The 13,934-nt window shown below is 45.1% G+C and carries 12 protein-coding genes; 5 read left to right on the forward strand and 7 right to left on the reverse strand.

The window, feature by feature from the left end; genetic code table 11:
• Positions 1–2,061 carry a prolyl oligopeptidase family serine peptidase gene (locus ACVBIK_RS10745; protein WP_447169662.1) on the forward strand — a complete coding sequence of 687 codons (2,061 nt, stop codon included), beginning with the start codon at positions 1–3 and terminating at the stop codon, positions 2,059–2,061.
• Between the two features lie 167 nt (positions 2,062–2,228).
• Positions 2,229–2,795, forward strand: coding sequence for a YSC84-related protein (locus ACVBIK_RS10750; protein ID WP_447169663.1), 567 nt, complete (start codon positions 2,229–2,231; stop codon positions 2,793–2,795).
• A gap of 122 nt (positions 2,796–2,917) precedes the next feature.
• Here ACVBIK_RS10750 and ACVBIK_RS10755 read toward each other — a convergent pair whose 3' ends face one another.
• A complete protein-coding gene (locus tag ACVBIK_RS10755; protein WP_447161815.1) occupies positions 2,918–3,502 on the reverse strand; it encodes a hypothetical protein in 585 nt (194 codons plus the stop codon).
• Between the two features lie 189 nt (positions 3,503–3,691).
• Here ACVBIK_RS10755 and lpxL point away from each other — a divergent pair, with 189 nt between their 5' ends.
• Positions 3,692–4,621 carry an LpxL/LpxP family Kdo(2)-lipid IV(A) lauroyl/palmitoleoyl acyltransferase gene (gene lpxL / locus ACVBIK_RS10760; protein WP_447161816.1) on the forward strand — a complete coding sequence of 310 codons (930 nt, stop codon included), beginning with the start codon at positions 3,692–3,694 and terminating at the stop codon, positions 4,619–4,621.
• Positions 4,622–4,651: 30 nt separating this feature from the next.
• Here the strand turns inward: lpxL and ACVBIK_RS10765 are convergent, their stop codons facing one another.
• From ACVBIK_RS10765 to ACVBIK_RS10775, 3 genes are all read right to left on the reverse strand, one after another.
• On the reverse strand, positions 4,652–4,993 hold the full coding sequence (locus tag ACVBIK_RS10765; protein WP_447164026.1) for a YkvA family protein: 342 nt from the start codon (positions 4,991–4,993) through the stop codon (positions 4,652–4,654).
• Between the two features lie 126 nt (positions 4,994–5,119).
• Entirely contained in the window at positions 5,120–7,459 is a 2,340-nt protein-coding gene (locus tag ACVBIK_RS10770) for a YgiQ family radical SAM protein (protein ID WP_447169664.1), read from the reverse strand.
• A 249-nt stretch (positions 7,460–7,708) separates the two neighbouring features.
• The gene (locus ACVBIK_RS10775) at positions 7,709–8,107 is read right to left on the reverse strand and encodes an MAPEG family protein (protein WP_447161819.1); all 399 of its coding nucleotides are present in this window, start codon (positions 8,105–8,107) and stop codon (positions 7,709–7,711) included.
• Between the two features lie 212 nt (positions 8,108–8,319).
• On the opposite strand from ACVBIK_RS10775, the gene ACVBIK_RS10780 reads away from it, so the two are divergent.
• Together ACVBIK_RS10780 and ACVBIK_RS10785 are read left to right on the forward strand one after the other, a co-directional pair.
• On the forward strand, positions 8,320–9,540 hold the full coding sequence (locus tag ACVBIK_RS10780; protein ID WP_447161820.1) for a threonine/serine ThrE exporter family protein: 1,221 nt from the start codon (positions 8,320–8,322) through the stop codon (positions 9,538–9,540).
• A 229-nt stretch (positions 9,541–9,769) separates the two neighbouring features.
• Positions 9,770–11,368 carry a ShlB/FhaC/HecB family hemolysin secretion/activation protein gene (locus tag ACVBIK_RS10785; RefSeq protein WP_447169681.1) on the forward strand — a complete coding sequence of 533 codons (1,599 nt, stop codon included), beginning with the start codon at positions 9,770–9,772 and terminating at the stop codon, positions 11,366–11,368.
• Between the two features lie 74 nt (positions 11,369–11,442).
• Here ACVBIK_RS10785 and ACVBIK_RS10790 read toward each other — a convergent pair whose 3' ends face one another.
• The 3 genes from ACVBIK_RS10790 to fghA all read right to left on the reverse strand — a co-directional run bounded on the left by ACVBIK_RS10790 (position 11,443) and on the right by fghA (position 13,860).
• Positions 11,443–11,985, reverse strand: coding sequence for an outer membrane protein (locus ACVBIK_RS10790; RefSeq protein WP_447169665.1), 543 nt, complete (start codon positions 11,983–11,985; stop codon positions 11,443–11,445).
• Positions 11,986–12,493: 508 nt separating this feature from the next.
• The gene (locus ACVBIK_RS10795; RefSeq protein WP_447167106.1) at positions 12,494–12,820 is read right to left on the reverse strand and encodes a DMT family transporter; all 327 of its coding nucleotides are present in this window, start codon (positions 12,818–12,820) and stop codon (positions 12,494–12,496) included.
• Between the two features lie 200 nt (positions 12,821–13,020).
• Positions 13,021–13,860 carry an S-formylglutathione hydrolase gene (fghA, locus tag ACVBIK_RS10800; protein ID WP_447169666.1) on the reverse strand — a complete coding sequence of 280 codons (840 nt, stop codon included), beginning with the start codon at positions 13,858–13,860 and terminating at the stop codon, positions 13,021–13,023.
• Positions 13,861–13,934: the final 74 nt, after the last annotated feature.

The following is a 13,934-nucleotide window of genomic DNA, read 5'->3' on the forward strand; positions in this document are numbered from 1 at the left end:
ATGAAACAATCACACAAGCTATCGTTGCTTGCTGCCGCACTGTTCGGCAGCAGTTTCTCCGCCATGGCGGTAGAGAGAACGCACGACATCAGCATTGATGACTTCTTTGATATCGGTAATATGGGCGCAGTAACCCTTAGCCCTAATGGTAAGCAAGCGGTGTGGTTAGAGTCCCGCTGGGACAAGGAGCTTGATAAAAGCCAGCGCGACTTATGGTTAGTTGATACTCAGTCTCGCCAACCAAAGCGTCTGACCTTTACTAACGAGAGCGAGTCTAGCCCACAGTGGAGCCCAGACGGTGAATACGTTTACTACCTAGGAAAAATAAAGCAAGAAGGTGCAAAGGCACCATTCAACGGTAAAACTCAAGTCTTCCGTTTATCCATCTCAAGTGGCGATAGCCAACCTATGACTAAAGAAGCCGAAGGCGTCACAGGCTTTGAGCTCAGTCATGACGGTAAAAGCCTGTATTTTCTAACCACTAAAACCACAACCGATAAAGATCAGTGGGCAGCAATGCGCGCCGATCACAGCGCTCCAAAGTATGGCCACGGCGAACAAAAAACCAATCCACTATATCAGCTCGACCTTGAGCATTTTAAGCAGACATTACTCCTAGATGACGATAAGGTTGTTTGGGAGTTTAAGGTTAGCCAAGATGGCAGCAAGATAGCCCGTATCACCACCACAGATAACGAACTGGTGTTCTTAGAAGGTTGGTCTGATGTTGAAATTTTCGATACGACCACCCAGCAGAACAGCGTGCTGGCAGACCCCCAATGGCGTGACAATGCCCCTTCGCCATATGGCTGGCTGCTCGGCCTTGCTTGGCAAGACAACAATACCGAATTAGCGTTTAGAATCGATTTCGACGGTCATCCAGGCCAGCTATTTATTGCCGATGCCAAAGCCACAGATAAACCATCGCTTGAGATCTCTCGCCCAGACGATGTGACACTGAACTCAAGCGATCTTACTTGGCGGCCAAACAGTGATGAGATCTGCTATCGCGGCGCCGATCATGGCCGCGTCAAACTGTTCTGTACTGAAATCGATGATGGCGAACAAGGCGATACTCGCAGCGTAATTCCCGGTGACATGGTGATCGGTAGTTATAGCTTTAGTCAAAATGGTAAGTCCGTCGCTTTTAGCCATAACGGCTTAGATCATTTCTCTGACATGTTTATTGCAGATGCCAACAGTAGCCGTGCCAAGGCTAAACGTATAACCAATATCAATCCACAAGTTGATAGCTGGAAACTGCCGCAGGTCTCTATTGTTAAATGGACGGCGCCAGACGGTAGTGTGGTTGAAGGCATACTCGATCTACCGGCTGGATACAAAAAAGAAGATGGCCCCTTGCCATTAATCGTGCAAATTCATGGGGGGCCAACATCAGCGACGCCTTATGCCCTGCAGCATAGATCTTACGGACGTTCGACCTTCACCGCTAATGGATGGGCTCTACTTTCACCTAATTACCGTGGCTCCACTGGCTATGGCGATAAGTTCTTAACCGATCTTGTTGGTCGTGAGCATGATATCGAAGTCAAAGATATCATGGCCGGTGTCGATCAATTGATCGCTGATGGTATTGTCGATGGCAACAAGATGGCCGTGATGGGCTGGAGTAACGGCGGTTATCTAACCAATGCGATTATCAGTTCCAATAATCGTTTTAAAGCCGCAAGCTCTGGCGCTGGCGTATTCGATCAGCGCCTGCAGTGGATGCTTGAAGATACTCCGGGGCATGTGATTAACTTTATGGAAGGCCTGCCATGGGAAAAGCCTGCAGCCTATGATCATGGCTCGTCATTGACCCATGCTAATAACATCAAAACCCCAACGTTAATTCACATCGGTGAAGGCGATCAGCGTGTACCACTGGGTCATGCTCAAGGTCTCTATCGTACGCTGCACCACTACCTCAATGTACCTGTAGAGTTAGTCGTTTACCCCGATGAAGGCCATGGCTTAAGTAAATACCAGCACCGTAAGGCTAAAATGGAGTGGGATCAGAAATGGTTTAATCATTATGTATTGGGCCAGCCTGTAGAGTAAACGCGCTGTTTATCATCGTTTAGCTAACTCTATTAAAGCGCCCTGTTGGCGCTTTAATTTTTTAGATAACAATCGCTTTGTAAAAGTGTATTCACTTTCCGTTCAGTAAGGCTATGCTAAGGTTTAAGCAGTTTATGACATAGCGAAAATGGAATGAGGAGAATCCAATGATAGGTTTTATTAAAAGAGTCACCGCTAGCTTATGTCTACTTGCTAGCGTATTGATAGCGCCGCAGGCGCTCGCAGAAGACAGCTATGCGCAAGCTAAGAGCACTTTTCAGCAAGCCAATGAAACCCAAAAATTCTTTGACAGCGCTTATGGTTACGCACTATTTCCTACGGTAGGAAAAGGCGGTATAGGTATTGGTGCCGCCTATGGTAAAGGACAAGTGTATCGTGCTGGCAGCTATGCCGGTAATACCAGCCTAACTCAAATTTCTTTTGGTTTTCAGCTCGGTGGTCAGGCCTACAGCGAGATCATCTTTTTTAAAAATGAGGCCGCCTATAAAGACTTTACCAGTGGCAGTTTTGAATTTAGCGCTCAAGCTTCGGCCGTTGCCATCAACATAGGTGCCAATGCTCTGGCTGGTACCACAGGTAACTCAGCGGGCGCCGGTAAAAGTGCTGCTACTGCCGCCTATATTAATGGTATGGCGGTATTTACCGTAGCCAAAGGCGGCTTAATGTTTGAAGCTGCTCTAGCAGGGCAATCTTTTACTTTTGAAGAAAAGTAGAGAAAAAGAAGCTTCTAGGAAATGCAGATACGGATAGGACCTAGATCCTAGGTCCTAGGTCCTTCAAAGTTAGAACCGAGGTAAATCACATTCTTCACACCCCTTTACAGGATAAGAATTCGTTATTTATGCCCCCATGGCACTGGTGGCAATGCCACTGGCTTGCTCAGATCAAAATCGACTCTAAAATCACGATTTTCACGAGTTAAACGGTAAGTAAATTCTTGCGGCTTAACGTACATGTGCCACACGTTAGTCACCGACACATCTAAAGCATTTTCTCTAAAGTTGTTAATCGAGTAAGCATCGACGGGGAATGACTGCTCAGTAGCGATGCCCATATTGGCTGTCATACCACCATACATAGTCACCTTGTCTTCAGATCCATCTTTATGACGGTGATCATGAGCTAAATGCAGGCCATAAGGCGTTTTCGTTATCACCCAAGTACGAGAGTGGTCATCACCCACATGAAATGGCACCTTAAGTACTGTATCGCTGCATTCACGCACATGCATAACAAGCTTCTTGCCACTAAATGCCGAGTCTGCGCTATTGCCCGCAGTAACAGTTCCTTCAAACGCTTTGCCACAATGAGCAGCGAGATTATCGAAAAAAGCAGCCTGTTCTGAGGTCACTGCCATTGCAGGCAATGCAAAGCCACTCGCCGCTAACAGGGCCATTTGTGAGTATTTTATTGTTTTCATTATTATCTCCGATGATTTGTGACTAACACTATCACAAAGAGATAAATTTTAGCTGAAAGCTTAAAGTCTTTATAAATCAAGCTGTGCCTTGGTTTTAGCGCAATTAACGAATATAAGACAGCGCTCAACCTCTAAACATGGCGTATACTCGCGCGACATTTTTCAGTATCACTAAAAGCTCAACCCCTCATGAGTAAGTACACAGTTCCAACCTTCTCGCTCGCAATGTTACATCCCAAATATTGGGGTGTATTACTCATCGTTAGCCTTAGCTTTCTTTGCAGTCTGTTGCCTTATGCGATTCAAATACGCTTAGGTAAGCTTGTTGGCCGTATTGTCATCGGCTTTATGAAGAAGCGCCAGCACACCATTAAGCGCAATCTTGAACTGTGCTTTCCAGATATGGGTGACGCTGAGCGCGATAACTTAATCAAACTGAATATTGAAAACACCGGCTTAGCCCTATTAGAAACCGGTATGGCTTGGTTTTGGTCGAATGAACGTATTGCTAAACACACCACTGTAGTTGGCATGGAGCATATCGACAAACTAAAGGCTGAAGGTCGTGGTGCACTGCTAATTGCCGTGCACTCACTCAACCTTGAGCTTAGTGGCCGCGCATTTGGCCAATATGCAAAGGGCATGGCGGTATACCGCCCTAACAACAATCCATGTTTTGATTACTTCCAGCTAAAAGGACGTTCGCAAGGTGGGCATACGTTGATTCATCGCAAGAACGTCAAGTTTATGCTGGAAGCGCTCAATGATGGTGCCTTCATGTGGTATGCACCGGATCATGACTATGGTCGCCGTCGCTCGACTTTTGCGCCGTTATTTGCAGTTGAAAATGCTTGTACTACCACTGGCACCAGTTTGTTAGCGGATAACACCAACTGCGCCATAGTGCCTGTTGTTTTTGTACGTAACAACGACAGTGGCCACTACACTCTCACTATAAAAGAACCAATGATAGATAAGTTTCCTAAGGGAGATGAACACGCGGGCGCGTGCTTTATTAATAAGATTGTTGAAGAGTCAATTATGGCTAAGCCAAGCCAATATATGTGGCTACATAGGCGCTTTAAGAACCGCCCTGATGGCGAAAGCTCTTTGTATTAACCGGTGAAGCCTCTCTGTATCAATGCTTCACTAATCAAACCAGGCTGACGACTTTTCGGCGGCTTGGTTTTTGACATCATCATCGATATACATAGATACCATAGCCAGCGCAGCAGCTAATGCCCCGAGATCATCGGAAAATCCCAGTATAGGGGTTAAGTCTGGAATTGCATCAATCGGCGAGATAAAGTAAGCCAAGGCACCAAAAATCACCGTCTTCGCCCATTTAGGCGTATCTGGTCGCTTGGCGGCATAATATAAACACAGCGCATTATCTATCACTTCACGTCCGGCTTTTTTGGCAAACATTTTCACCTTCAGCCAAAAGCTCTCATCGCTATAATCGTTTGTGTCATTCGTTTCTTGAGTCATGATCCAGCCCAAAAAATAAGGGAATATCCTTGATATTCCCTTATTTTAGTTTAATTAGCTACAGCAAGCTTATCGCTGATGCTTTGGACAGTTGAGTGTCCCAAGCGTTGTTTTACTCTGGGTGCGTTACCTTTGGTGTTTCGGCGTGGTTCCCCAAGCATTCTTTTTAGGCGGTCGCTTGGCAGCGGCTTTATTTGAATTTGGATTTCCCTGACCACCTGTTTTAGCGCCTTGCTTAGCCGTGCTAGCGTTCGCCGCTTTGCTCTGGCCTGGCTTATTCTGACTCGGCTTACTCTGAGCAGATTTACCCTGCCCAGACTTGCGGTCATCAAACTGATCAGCAGAGAAACGGGTAAAGGCTTTTTTACCTTTACCGTCATCTTTAGTATTGAGCTTCTTATTGTTGCGGTTCGCTTCACGCTCCTGGCGCGTCTCAACTGGCACTAAGCAAGATGGGCCATTACCAATTAACTTTTCTTTACCCATATCGATAAGCGCTTCACGAATAAGCGGCCAGCCTGCTGGGTCATGATAACGCAACAAAGCTTTATGTAACTTACGCTGGCGGCCTTTTTTCGGTACCGAAACCTGTTCGCTGTTGTGCTTCACATTTTTAAGTGAGTTCAGCTCGGTATGGTAAATCGTCGTTGCGTTTGCCATGGGTGATGGATAGAAGTTCTGCACTTGATCCAGCTTGAACTTTTCGCCTTTCAGCCATAGCGCCAAATTCACCATATCTTCATTGGTGGTGCCTGGATGCGCCGAGATAAAGTAAGGGATCAAATACTGCTTTTTCCCCGCCTCTTTTGAGTACTTATCGAAAAGTTCTTTAAACTTATCGTAAGTGCCCATTCCCGGCTTCATCATCTTATTGAGCGGTCCCTCTTCGGTATGCTCTGGAGCAATCTTCAGGTAGCCACCCACGTGATGGGTTGCCAGCTCTTTAACGTAGCGCGGATCTTCAGTGGCTAAGTCATAGCGCACCCCAGAGGCAATCAATACCTTTTTAATCCCTGGTACATCTCGAGCGGCGCGATACAAGTCGATAGTCGCTTGATGATCGGTATCTAAATGACCACAAATTGACGGGAATACGCAAGATAAACGACGACAAGTGCTTTCAGCTTTAACACTAGAACAGCCTAAGCGATACATGTTGGCCGTTGGGCCACCCAGATCGGAGATCACCCCGGTAAATCCAGGCACTTTATCTTGAATGTCTTTAATTTCTTTAACGATCGAATCCTGAGAACGACTTTGAATAATTCGCCCTTCATGCTCGGTGATCGAACAGAAAGAACAGCCACCAAAGCAGCCACGCATAATATTGATTGAGGTCTTAATCATGTCGTAGGCAGGAATTTTTTCTTTGCCATAAGATGGATGCGGCACGCGCTGATAAGCTAAATCAAATACGCCATCCATCTCATCAGTATTCAGCGGCCATGCCGGTGGGTTAACCCAAATGGCACGCTCGGCATGCTTTTGAAATAACGCGCGCGCACAACCGGGATTTTGCTCCTGATGCAAAATACGCGAGGCATGGGCATACAAAAACTTATCTTCAGATACTTTTTCATAGCTAGGCAGTAAGACATAAGTCTTCTCCCAAGGCTTAGGTCTGGCAGGTTGGATACTGATCGCCTTTGGCGCATCATTATCGAATATTTTCTCATCCGTTGGGCCCGACAGGTTTTTACAACCGACATCATCGGCACCATACGGGTTAGGAATTGGATCGATTTTATGTAGTTGATCGATTTTTCGTGAATCCATGCCCTTCCACTCAGGCAAAGGCTCTTTACGAATAACTGTCGTGCCGCGAATATCATGCAGCTCAGAGATAGGCTCGCCAGTGGCTAAACGGTGTGACAACTCCACCAAAGGTCGCTCAGCATTACCGTAAACCAAGATATCTGCTTTGGCGTCTAAAATAACGCTACGACGCACTTTATCGGACCAATAATCGTAGTGAGCGATACGGCGCAAGCTCGCTTCGATACCGCCAATCACCACAGGCACATTCTTAAAGGCTTCCTTACAGCGCTGGGTGTAAACCGTTACGGCACGATCGGGGCGTTTACCGCCAATATTTCCTGCGGTATAGGCATCATCATGACGCATACGCCGCTCGGCCGTATAGCGGTTGATCATCGAGTCCATGTTACCGGCGGTCACACCAAAATAGAGGTTAGGCTTACCTAACTTCATAAAGTCTTCTTTGTTTGACCAATCAGGTTGGGCAATAATCCCGACTCTAAAGCCTTGCGCTTCGAGCATGCGGCCAATTACTGCCATACCAAAGCTTGGATGATCCACGTACGCATCGCCGGTGACGATAATGATGTCGCAACTATCCCAGCCTAGCTTAGCCATCTCTTTGCGAGACATAGGCAAGAAGGGCGCTGGGCGAGTAAGCTCAGGGCGATACTTTGGAAAGGTAAATAACGTGGATTCTACTTGCATGGATTAGGCAGCCTAACTGAAATACAAAAATTACGCAGATTTCGCGCCCCACGTTACTCTCACGTTGGGGACGCGGAGTATAACAGGCTCCGCCTGCAAGGTGTGACTAAAAAAGCATCAAGTTGATGCTTTTTTTAGTATAGCCCCTTATCCCATAATTTGGCTGTGGGTATTATTCAGCCTGACTTTACAGTGTACTGAAGTCGATACAATAAGGCTTATTAGCTTTTGGCTGACATTGGCTAAGCGCTATAAACTGGAGATAAAAGTCAGTAAATTTGCCAGCACTAGAGCTAACATCACAGCCCAAGTTAACAAGACGCCCCAAAAACGACCGAAATGATAACCGCCTCGCCCCTGAGTTAACCCAATTGCATGCAGCAAACGAGCAACAATCCATACAGTGCCAAATACGTAAAGTAATAGCGCACCGGTGCCATTCATCTCTGCAACCACGAACAGCAACAAAGTAATAGGCGCGTTTTCCAATAAATTAGCGTGCACTCTTTGCGCCAATTCAAGTGACTCATTACCCGCACTACCGAGACCAATTTTATGTCTGCGCCTCAGTTTTATTACCCTAAAAGAGAGCGCAATCGTTAACAGTGCAGTAAGGCTGATAAACAAAGCGGATATAGCAAGTGGCATACGTTGACCTATTCAGTAGCAAGTAAAACCACAGCATTACAATTATCGAACATTATGTAAAATAAATGGCAACCTTTTTAGCTCAAATAGGTTAAGATGCGCTCGTCAAAACAGGGCAAATAAACATCTGTATAGAACAAACGATAAAAACAATGTAAGCATTTGTTTAATAAAATAAATAATCCTGAAGTCACCTACAGCGAAGCAAGATTGTGGATAATCGAGAATTTTTAGAAAAGCGCCGTTTCATCATACGGCTCGGTAAAGCACTGCATAAATTTGGTACGCCAGCCTATCGCCTAGAGACTCACCTACAAGGTGTTTCTAACGTGCTTGGCATTGAAGGTTACTTCTTGATCTCGCCAACCGCGATGACCTTTGTGTTACAACACGACGAAGACCAAGAGTATAACCACGTCGCCAGAGTGAAGCCCGGTGAGCTAGATCTGGGCTCATTAGCCAGAACCGACGAACTGGTTGAAGAACTCATGTCAGGTCAGCGCACACTCAGTGAAGCGCTTGAACGCCTAGAAGAGATCTCCAATAAACCTAACCCATACGGTACCAAACTAACCCTACTCGCCTTTGGTGTATCGGCAGGTGCCTTTGCCATGCTAATGGGCACGAGTTGGAACGATGCTTTTTGGTCTAGCATGTTAGGCCTGATGGTTTACGGTTTAGTTTATCGCGCCGAACGTTCTAAACGTATGGCAGAAATGCTTGAGCCCCTTGCCGCGATCCTCTGTGCTATTGCAGCCTTCGCTATCGCACGCGTCGACCCTTCGGTTAATATCCCTGTGGTGATCTTGTCCGGCATTATTATCTTTATTCCCGGCCTTGCCCTCACTTTGGGGCTAGCTGAACTCGCAGCGCGTGACCTTATCTCAGGTACGGCAAGGGTGATGGATGCCTTCATGCTGCTATTTAAGCTCTATTTCGGGGTGATCCTCGGCATGGCCATTGGCAAGGCGTTATTTGGCGAGACAAGCTATATTCCTCCTGAAGCACTACCTCAATGGGCGACATTTATCTCAGTGCCAATCTTATCTACGGCACTGGTTATTATCTTTAAAGCCAGAATAAAAGACTCTCCCTGGGGCATATTAGCTGGCATTGTCGCTTTTTTCTCGGCGATATTGGGCGGGATTTACTTTGGCGAATCGATTGGTATTTTCTTTGGCGCATTAGCCGTCGGCGTATACTCTAACTTGTTTTCTCGTTGGATGAAGGCACCCGCTTCTATCGCATTATTGCAAGGCATAGTGATCTTAGTACCTGGTAGTAAAACCTATATCGGCCTTAATACCTTAATTCTCGGTGAGACCATCTTTAACCAATCTCATTTGGGGATACAGATTTTTTTAATTTTTATGTCCATTATTGCAGGCTTAATTTTTGCCAACGTTGCCGTTCCGCCAAGGCGTACCTTGTAAGCGCTAGCAGCAATAATCACCAAAGAAAGAGCGCTTAAAGGCGCTCTTTTTTATTGCGCTAAATCATTTTCTGATTAAGTAAAACTGCCTGTTATGACTTGACTAATCTACACTTACGCTGTGTTATAGTTTTGTTACACTTTAGCCGCTATTAATTCTCGCCAAGGAGTAGAGTGACATAATGAAGCGGGTTTTCAGCATCACCTTAGTGTTCTTTTTTAGCATCCAGATGGATGTTGCTTCGGCTGAAAATAAAACTGCAGTTCCTGATAACCACCACGCTGAAGATTACGAGCAAAAAAAACCGACCAAGAATATTGTGATCAAGAGTAACGATATTTTTGATCTCTCCGACCCCGATACTTTTTTCATTCATCGCTGGGCTAACTACCTACATATTAACACCCGAGACTCAGTGATCCGCGACAAACTTAGCTTTTCAGAAGGAAATGAAGTCAGCCAAAAGGACCTAGACGAAGCACAACGTATATTGCGCTCACAGGCCTATATTCGTGACGCTAAAATTAGCTACTCAGCACCCGCTCCCGATGCAGACCTTTCTGATGAAGGCGAAAATATCTTAGTCGAAACCTGGGATAACTGGTCACTACTGCCCACTTTTAGCGCAGGAAGAAGCGGCGGGGAAAATAAGTTTTCCATCGGTATCAAAGAAGATAATCTACTCGGTTACGGTATTCGAACTCGTATCAAATATCAGTCAAATGCAGACAGAACGGGCTATAAGTTTGGCGTCGAGGCACCATTTTATTATATCCAACACGCCACTATTGCTGCTGACTTTTACGATAATAGCGATGGGCAGGCTAAACATGTTTATTTTAATAAACCTTTTTACACCTTAGACGGCAGCCATATGTACTCTGCCGAATACTTGGATGACCTGCGCGTTGATACTCTCAAGCAAAACGGTATGGATATTAATGAATTTCAGCACTCCGTTTTCTACAATAATGCCCGCTTTGGCTGGCTGATAAACCACAATAGCGAGGAAGTTTCTAGGTTTATTACCGGGATAACTCAAGACCAGCACGAGTTTAACCATATCGATAGCTACCCAAACTCAGAGCTGCCAAAAGATAGAGACTTTCTTTATCCATGGCTTGCTTATCAGTATCTACAAGATGATTTCAAAGTCCTCAAGAATGTGCATTTAATTAATTACAACGAGGACTTTAACTTTGGTTGGCAGCATTACTTTAAGCTAGGTATCGAAACCCGAGACCTAAACGACAGCTCACCGATTGGTTACCACATAAACTGGCAATCGAGTCGCGGCTACCAAGGTGAGGATCAACTGATTTTATTGGAGATGGATGGTGAGGGCGTATTTGCCACCAGCCAAAAAGATTTCTATAAACTCAATGTCGCCGCCGAGTATTTTTATCATATTAGTCCCAAGTGGACTGCCTATTCAAAGCTCAGATTAAGCACCTCACAAAATAACTACTTGGATGAACCTTTTGCTCTTGGCGATGACACTGGGGTTCGTGGCTACCCCAATGATTACCAATATGGTGACAATCAATGGGCCTTTACCGCAGAGATAAGAAACTATCCTAATATCAATTTATACCAATTAGCGGAACTCGGTTGGGCCGTATTTACCGATGTAGGTCATGCATTTGGTGGTGACGATGAAAATAACGCAGTATCTTCCCCCATCGGCAGCGTTGGTATTGGTGCAAGGATTTACTCATCAAAATCAAGCTACGGTAATGTCGCTCATATTGATATAAGTATGCCATTCACCTCCGGGGTTGAAGTGAATAGTTGGGAATGGCGCTTTCAGGTGAAAAATCGCTTTTAAGCGTATTAAAAATACTAGCAAGCGGAGTCCATTCCACTTAGCCATTCCTAGTTCATTAAGCGTTAGTGAGTTGCCTAGAACTTATAATCTAACGATAAATAGATCTGCTGGCTATTATCAATATCGATACCGTTTTCACTATAATCCTGCGCTAAGTATCGATAACCTAAATCAGATGATAAGTTTTCTGTCCATTTATATTGCATCCCAGCTTGTACGCCATATACAAAGTCTGTGGATGAGCGGCCGGCAATTTTATTGTCATTCACACCCGCGCTAACACCCAAAAATAGGTTTACATCTTTATGTACAGGGATTAAGTAATCATAAGACAACAACCAGCTATACTGCTCTTGTTTATAGTCAGCTGATGAATTGGAGAACTCATCCTCCATATAAGCAAAGGTACCAGTGATTCGATGCTGCTGTTCAATCAGCACGCCAATACGCCCCTGCCAAGACATATCTTCAGTGTCATGGCTTACCGCACCATCAACTTTATCCATTTGGTAGCCAGCAGCCGCACCCGCAAAAAAATCGACTTCAACGGCCTGAACGCTGCTAATCATTAAGCCTGAACATAATACGCTTGCTAAAATAGTGTTTGCTTTCATCATCAACCTCACTCTCAATTGAATTTTATCTCTTACCCTGTGTAAGCGACATTGAGGTTAGATTAGCGACTTATTGGAGGAGGAAAAACAGGTTATTGGCAATCAGTTTGTATCGAAAATTATGACAATCAACAACTCAATTCTGAATCATTGACTCAACGCCAAGTAGATAGCGAGATAAGTATTCAATAACAAAAATATACTCTTATTAATCATATGCGGACAGCAAGGTGGTAATCTGTGTATGTGTGGCGTCACCAGTTAATAAGCGATGTTATTGTAATGAAAAGCGCAACCATAAACGCACCTTTAAAGGCACTAAAACAAAATGCCCTTTATCTGTGACTTCATCATTAGGAGCTTACACCGTTAAAACTGAATCAACACCTGCAGTAACCTTGCCCAAACTCGATATCACAAATCCCCTTGAGCAAAATCAATCAAACCAACATGTAAAATCAACCATTCGATTTAATTTATAGTCGTCTCAGTTAAACAGCAATATTCGCGGTTAATGGCTGTGTCCTTGTGAAACATTAATCATCATCACGCCAGCCGCCACCAGCACCATACCAATCCACGCCGTCATATCTAAATGCTCGCGATAAAATAGCGCCGACAATAAAGTCACAGTAACAATGGCCAACCCCGCCCAAAGCGCGTGTACTACACCAACAGGCATGCCCTTCATCGCTTGGCCTAAAAAGATAAATGCCGTTAGGTGGCCTAGAAGCACTAAAGCGGCAGGTAACGGCTTACTAAAACCATCGGTGGCTTTTAACGCCACATGAGACAAGGCTTCTGCCACCACACCCAGAAAAAGAAACATCCAGCTCATTTTATTACCTTAATTGTGCTCCGCAATTGTTTGCAAAGGCGTTTAAAATCAATATCCGTATTATATTTTCCTGATAAATAATGATAATCCCCCTTCAATACAAATCACTTTTACTCTTGGGTAATAATCTTTTTAAAGGTAATAGAAAAGCCGCCCTATTGGCGGCTTATAGCGTCGGTATTTCGGGTGAAAATTGCGTTTTACTGCGCTAAATGCTCGGCATGAAAACGTAAGTGGTTTTCAATGAAGCTAGAGATGAAGTAATAGCTATGATCATAACCTTCTTGCATATTTAGCGTTAGCGGGTAGCCGCTCATTTTAGCTGCCGCCTCTAGTACTTCTGGCTTTAACTGCTCGATAAGAAAGTCATCAGCCTCACCTTGATCAACTAAAGCTGGCACAAATTCAGTCGCTTTACGCATCAATAGGCTGGCATCGTAATCAACCCAAGTTGTGGTATCACGGCCTAGATAGGCTGTTAGTGCCTTTTTGCCCCAAGGGCAATTTACTGGATTTGCAATCGGGCTAAATGCCGACACAGATTGATAAGCCTGTGGGTTACGCATGGCAATCACCAACGCACCGTGGCCGCCCATAGAGTGACCCGCAATTGAGCGCTTATCACTCACCGGGAACATAGATTCAATAAGCGCAGGCAATTCATTAACCACATAATCGTACATGCGGTAATGGCGATTCCAAGGTGCTTGGGTAGCATTGACATAAAAGCCCGCGCCTTTACCTAAGTCGTAACCCGCATCATCGGCAACATCATCGCCTCGTGGGCTGGTATCTGGCGCAACAATCGCAATACCCAGCTCAGCAGCCATTCGCTGTGCGCCGGCTTTTTGCATAAAGTTTTCATCGGTGCAGGTTAGCCCTGACAACCAATAAAGCACGGGAACTTTTTTACCATTTGACGCTTGAGGCGGCAGATAAACCGCAAATCGCATGGCGCAATTTAGGGTTGTAGACTGGTGGCTATATTGCTTATGCCAGCCGCCAAAGCTCTTGTTGACACTGATATTTTCAACGGTCATTTAATGCCGACTCCTATAAATTTTTACATCGAGAGCAATCAACCCTCTTAAAAACAACAAGCGCCCGAAAGCGC

This window comes from Shewanella sp. 125m-1, from assembly GCF_052977065.1.

What these genes read in the sequence shown, in the direction of transcription:
- ACVBIK_RS10745 (WP_447169662.1), top strand. Translation starts at nt 1, where the DNA reads ATGAAACAATCACACAAGCTATCGTTGCTTGCTGCCGCACTGTTCGGC.
- ACVBIK_RS10755 (WP_447161815.1), bottom strand. Translation starts at nt 3,502, where the DNA reads ATGAAAACAATAAAATACTCACAAATGGCCCTGTTAGCGGCGAGTGGC.
- ACVBIK_RS10770 (WP_447169664.1), bottom strand. Translation starts at nt 7,459, where the DNA reads ATGCAAGTAGAATCCACGTTATTTACCTTTCCAAAGTATCGCCCTGAG.
- ACVBIK_RS10775 (WP_447161819.1), bottom strand. Translation starts at nt 8,107, where the DNA reads ATGCCACTTGCTATATCCGCTTTGTTTATCAGCCTTACTGCACTGTTA.
- ACVBIK_RS10785 (WP_447169681.1), top strand. Translation starts at nt 9,770, where the DNA reads ATGGATGTTGCTTCGGCTGAAAATAAAACTGCAGTTCCTGATAACCAC.
- fghA (WP_447169666.1), bottom strand. Translation starts at nt 13,860, where the DNA reads ATGACCGTTGAAAATATCAGTGTCAACAAGAGCTTTGGCGGCTGGCAT.
- ACVBIK_RS10795 (WP_447167106.1), bottom strand. Translation starts at nt 12,820, where the DNA reads ATGAGCTGGATGTTTCTTTTTCTGGGTGTGGTGGCAGAAGCCTTGTCT.
- ACVBIK_RS10765 (WP_447164026.1), bottom strand. Translation starts at nt 4,993, where the DNA reads ATGACTCAAGAAACGAATGACACAAACGATTATAGCGATGAGAGCTTT.
- ACVBIK_RS10790 (WP_447169665.1), bottom strand. Translation starts at nt 11,985, where the DNA reads ATGATGAAAGCAAACACTATTTTAGCAAGCGTATTATGTTCAGGCTTA.
- ACVBIK_RS10750 (WP_447169663.1), top strand. Translation starts at nt 2,229, where the DNA reads ATGATAGGTTTTATTAAAAGAGTCACCGCTAGCTTATGTCTACTTGCT.
- lpxL (WP_447161816.1), top strand. Translation starts at nt 3,692, where the DNA reads ATGAGTAAGTACACAGTTCCAACCTTCTCGCTCGCAATGTTACATCCC.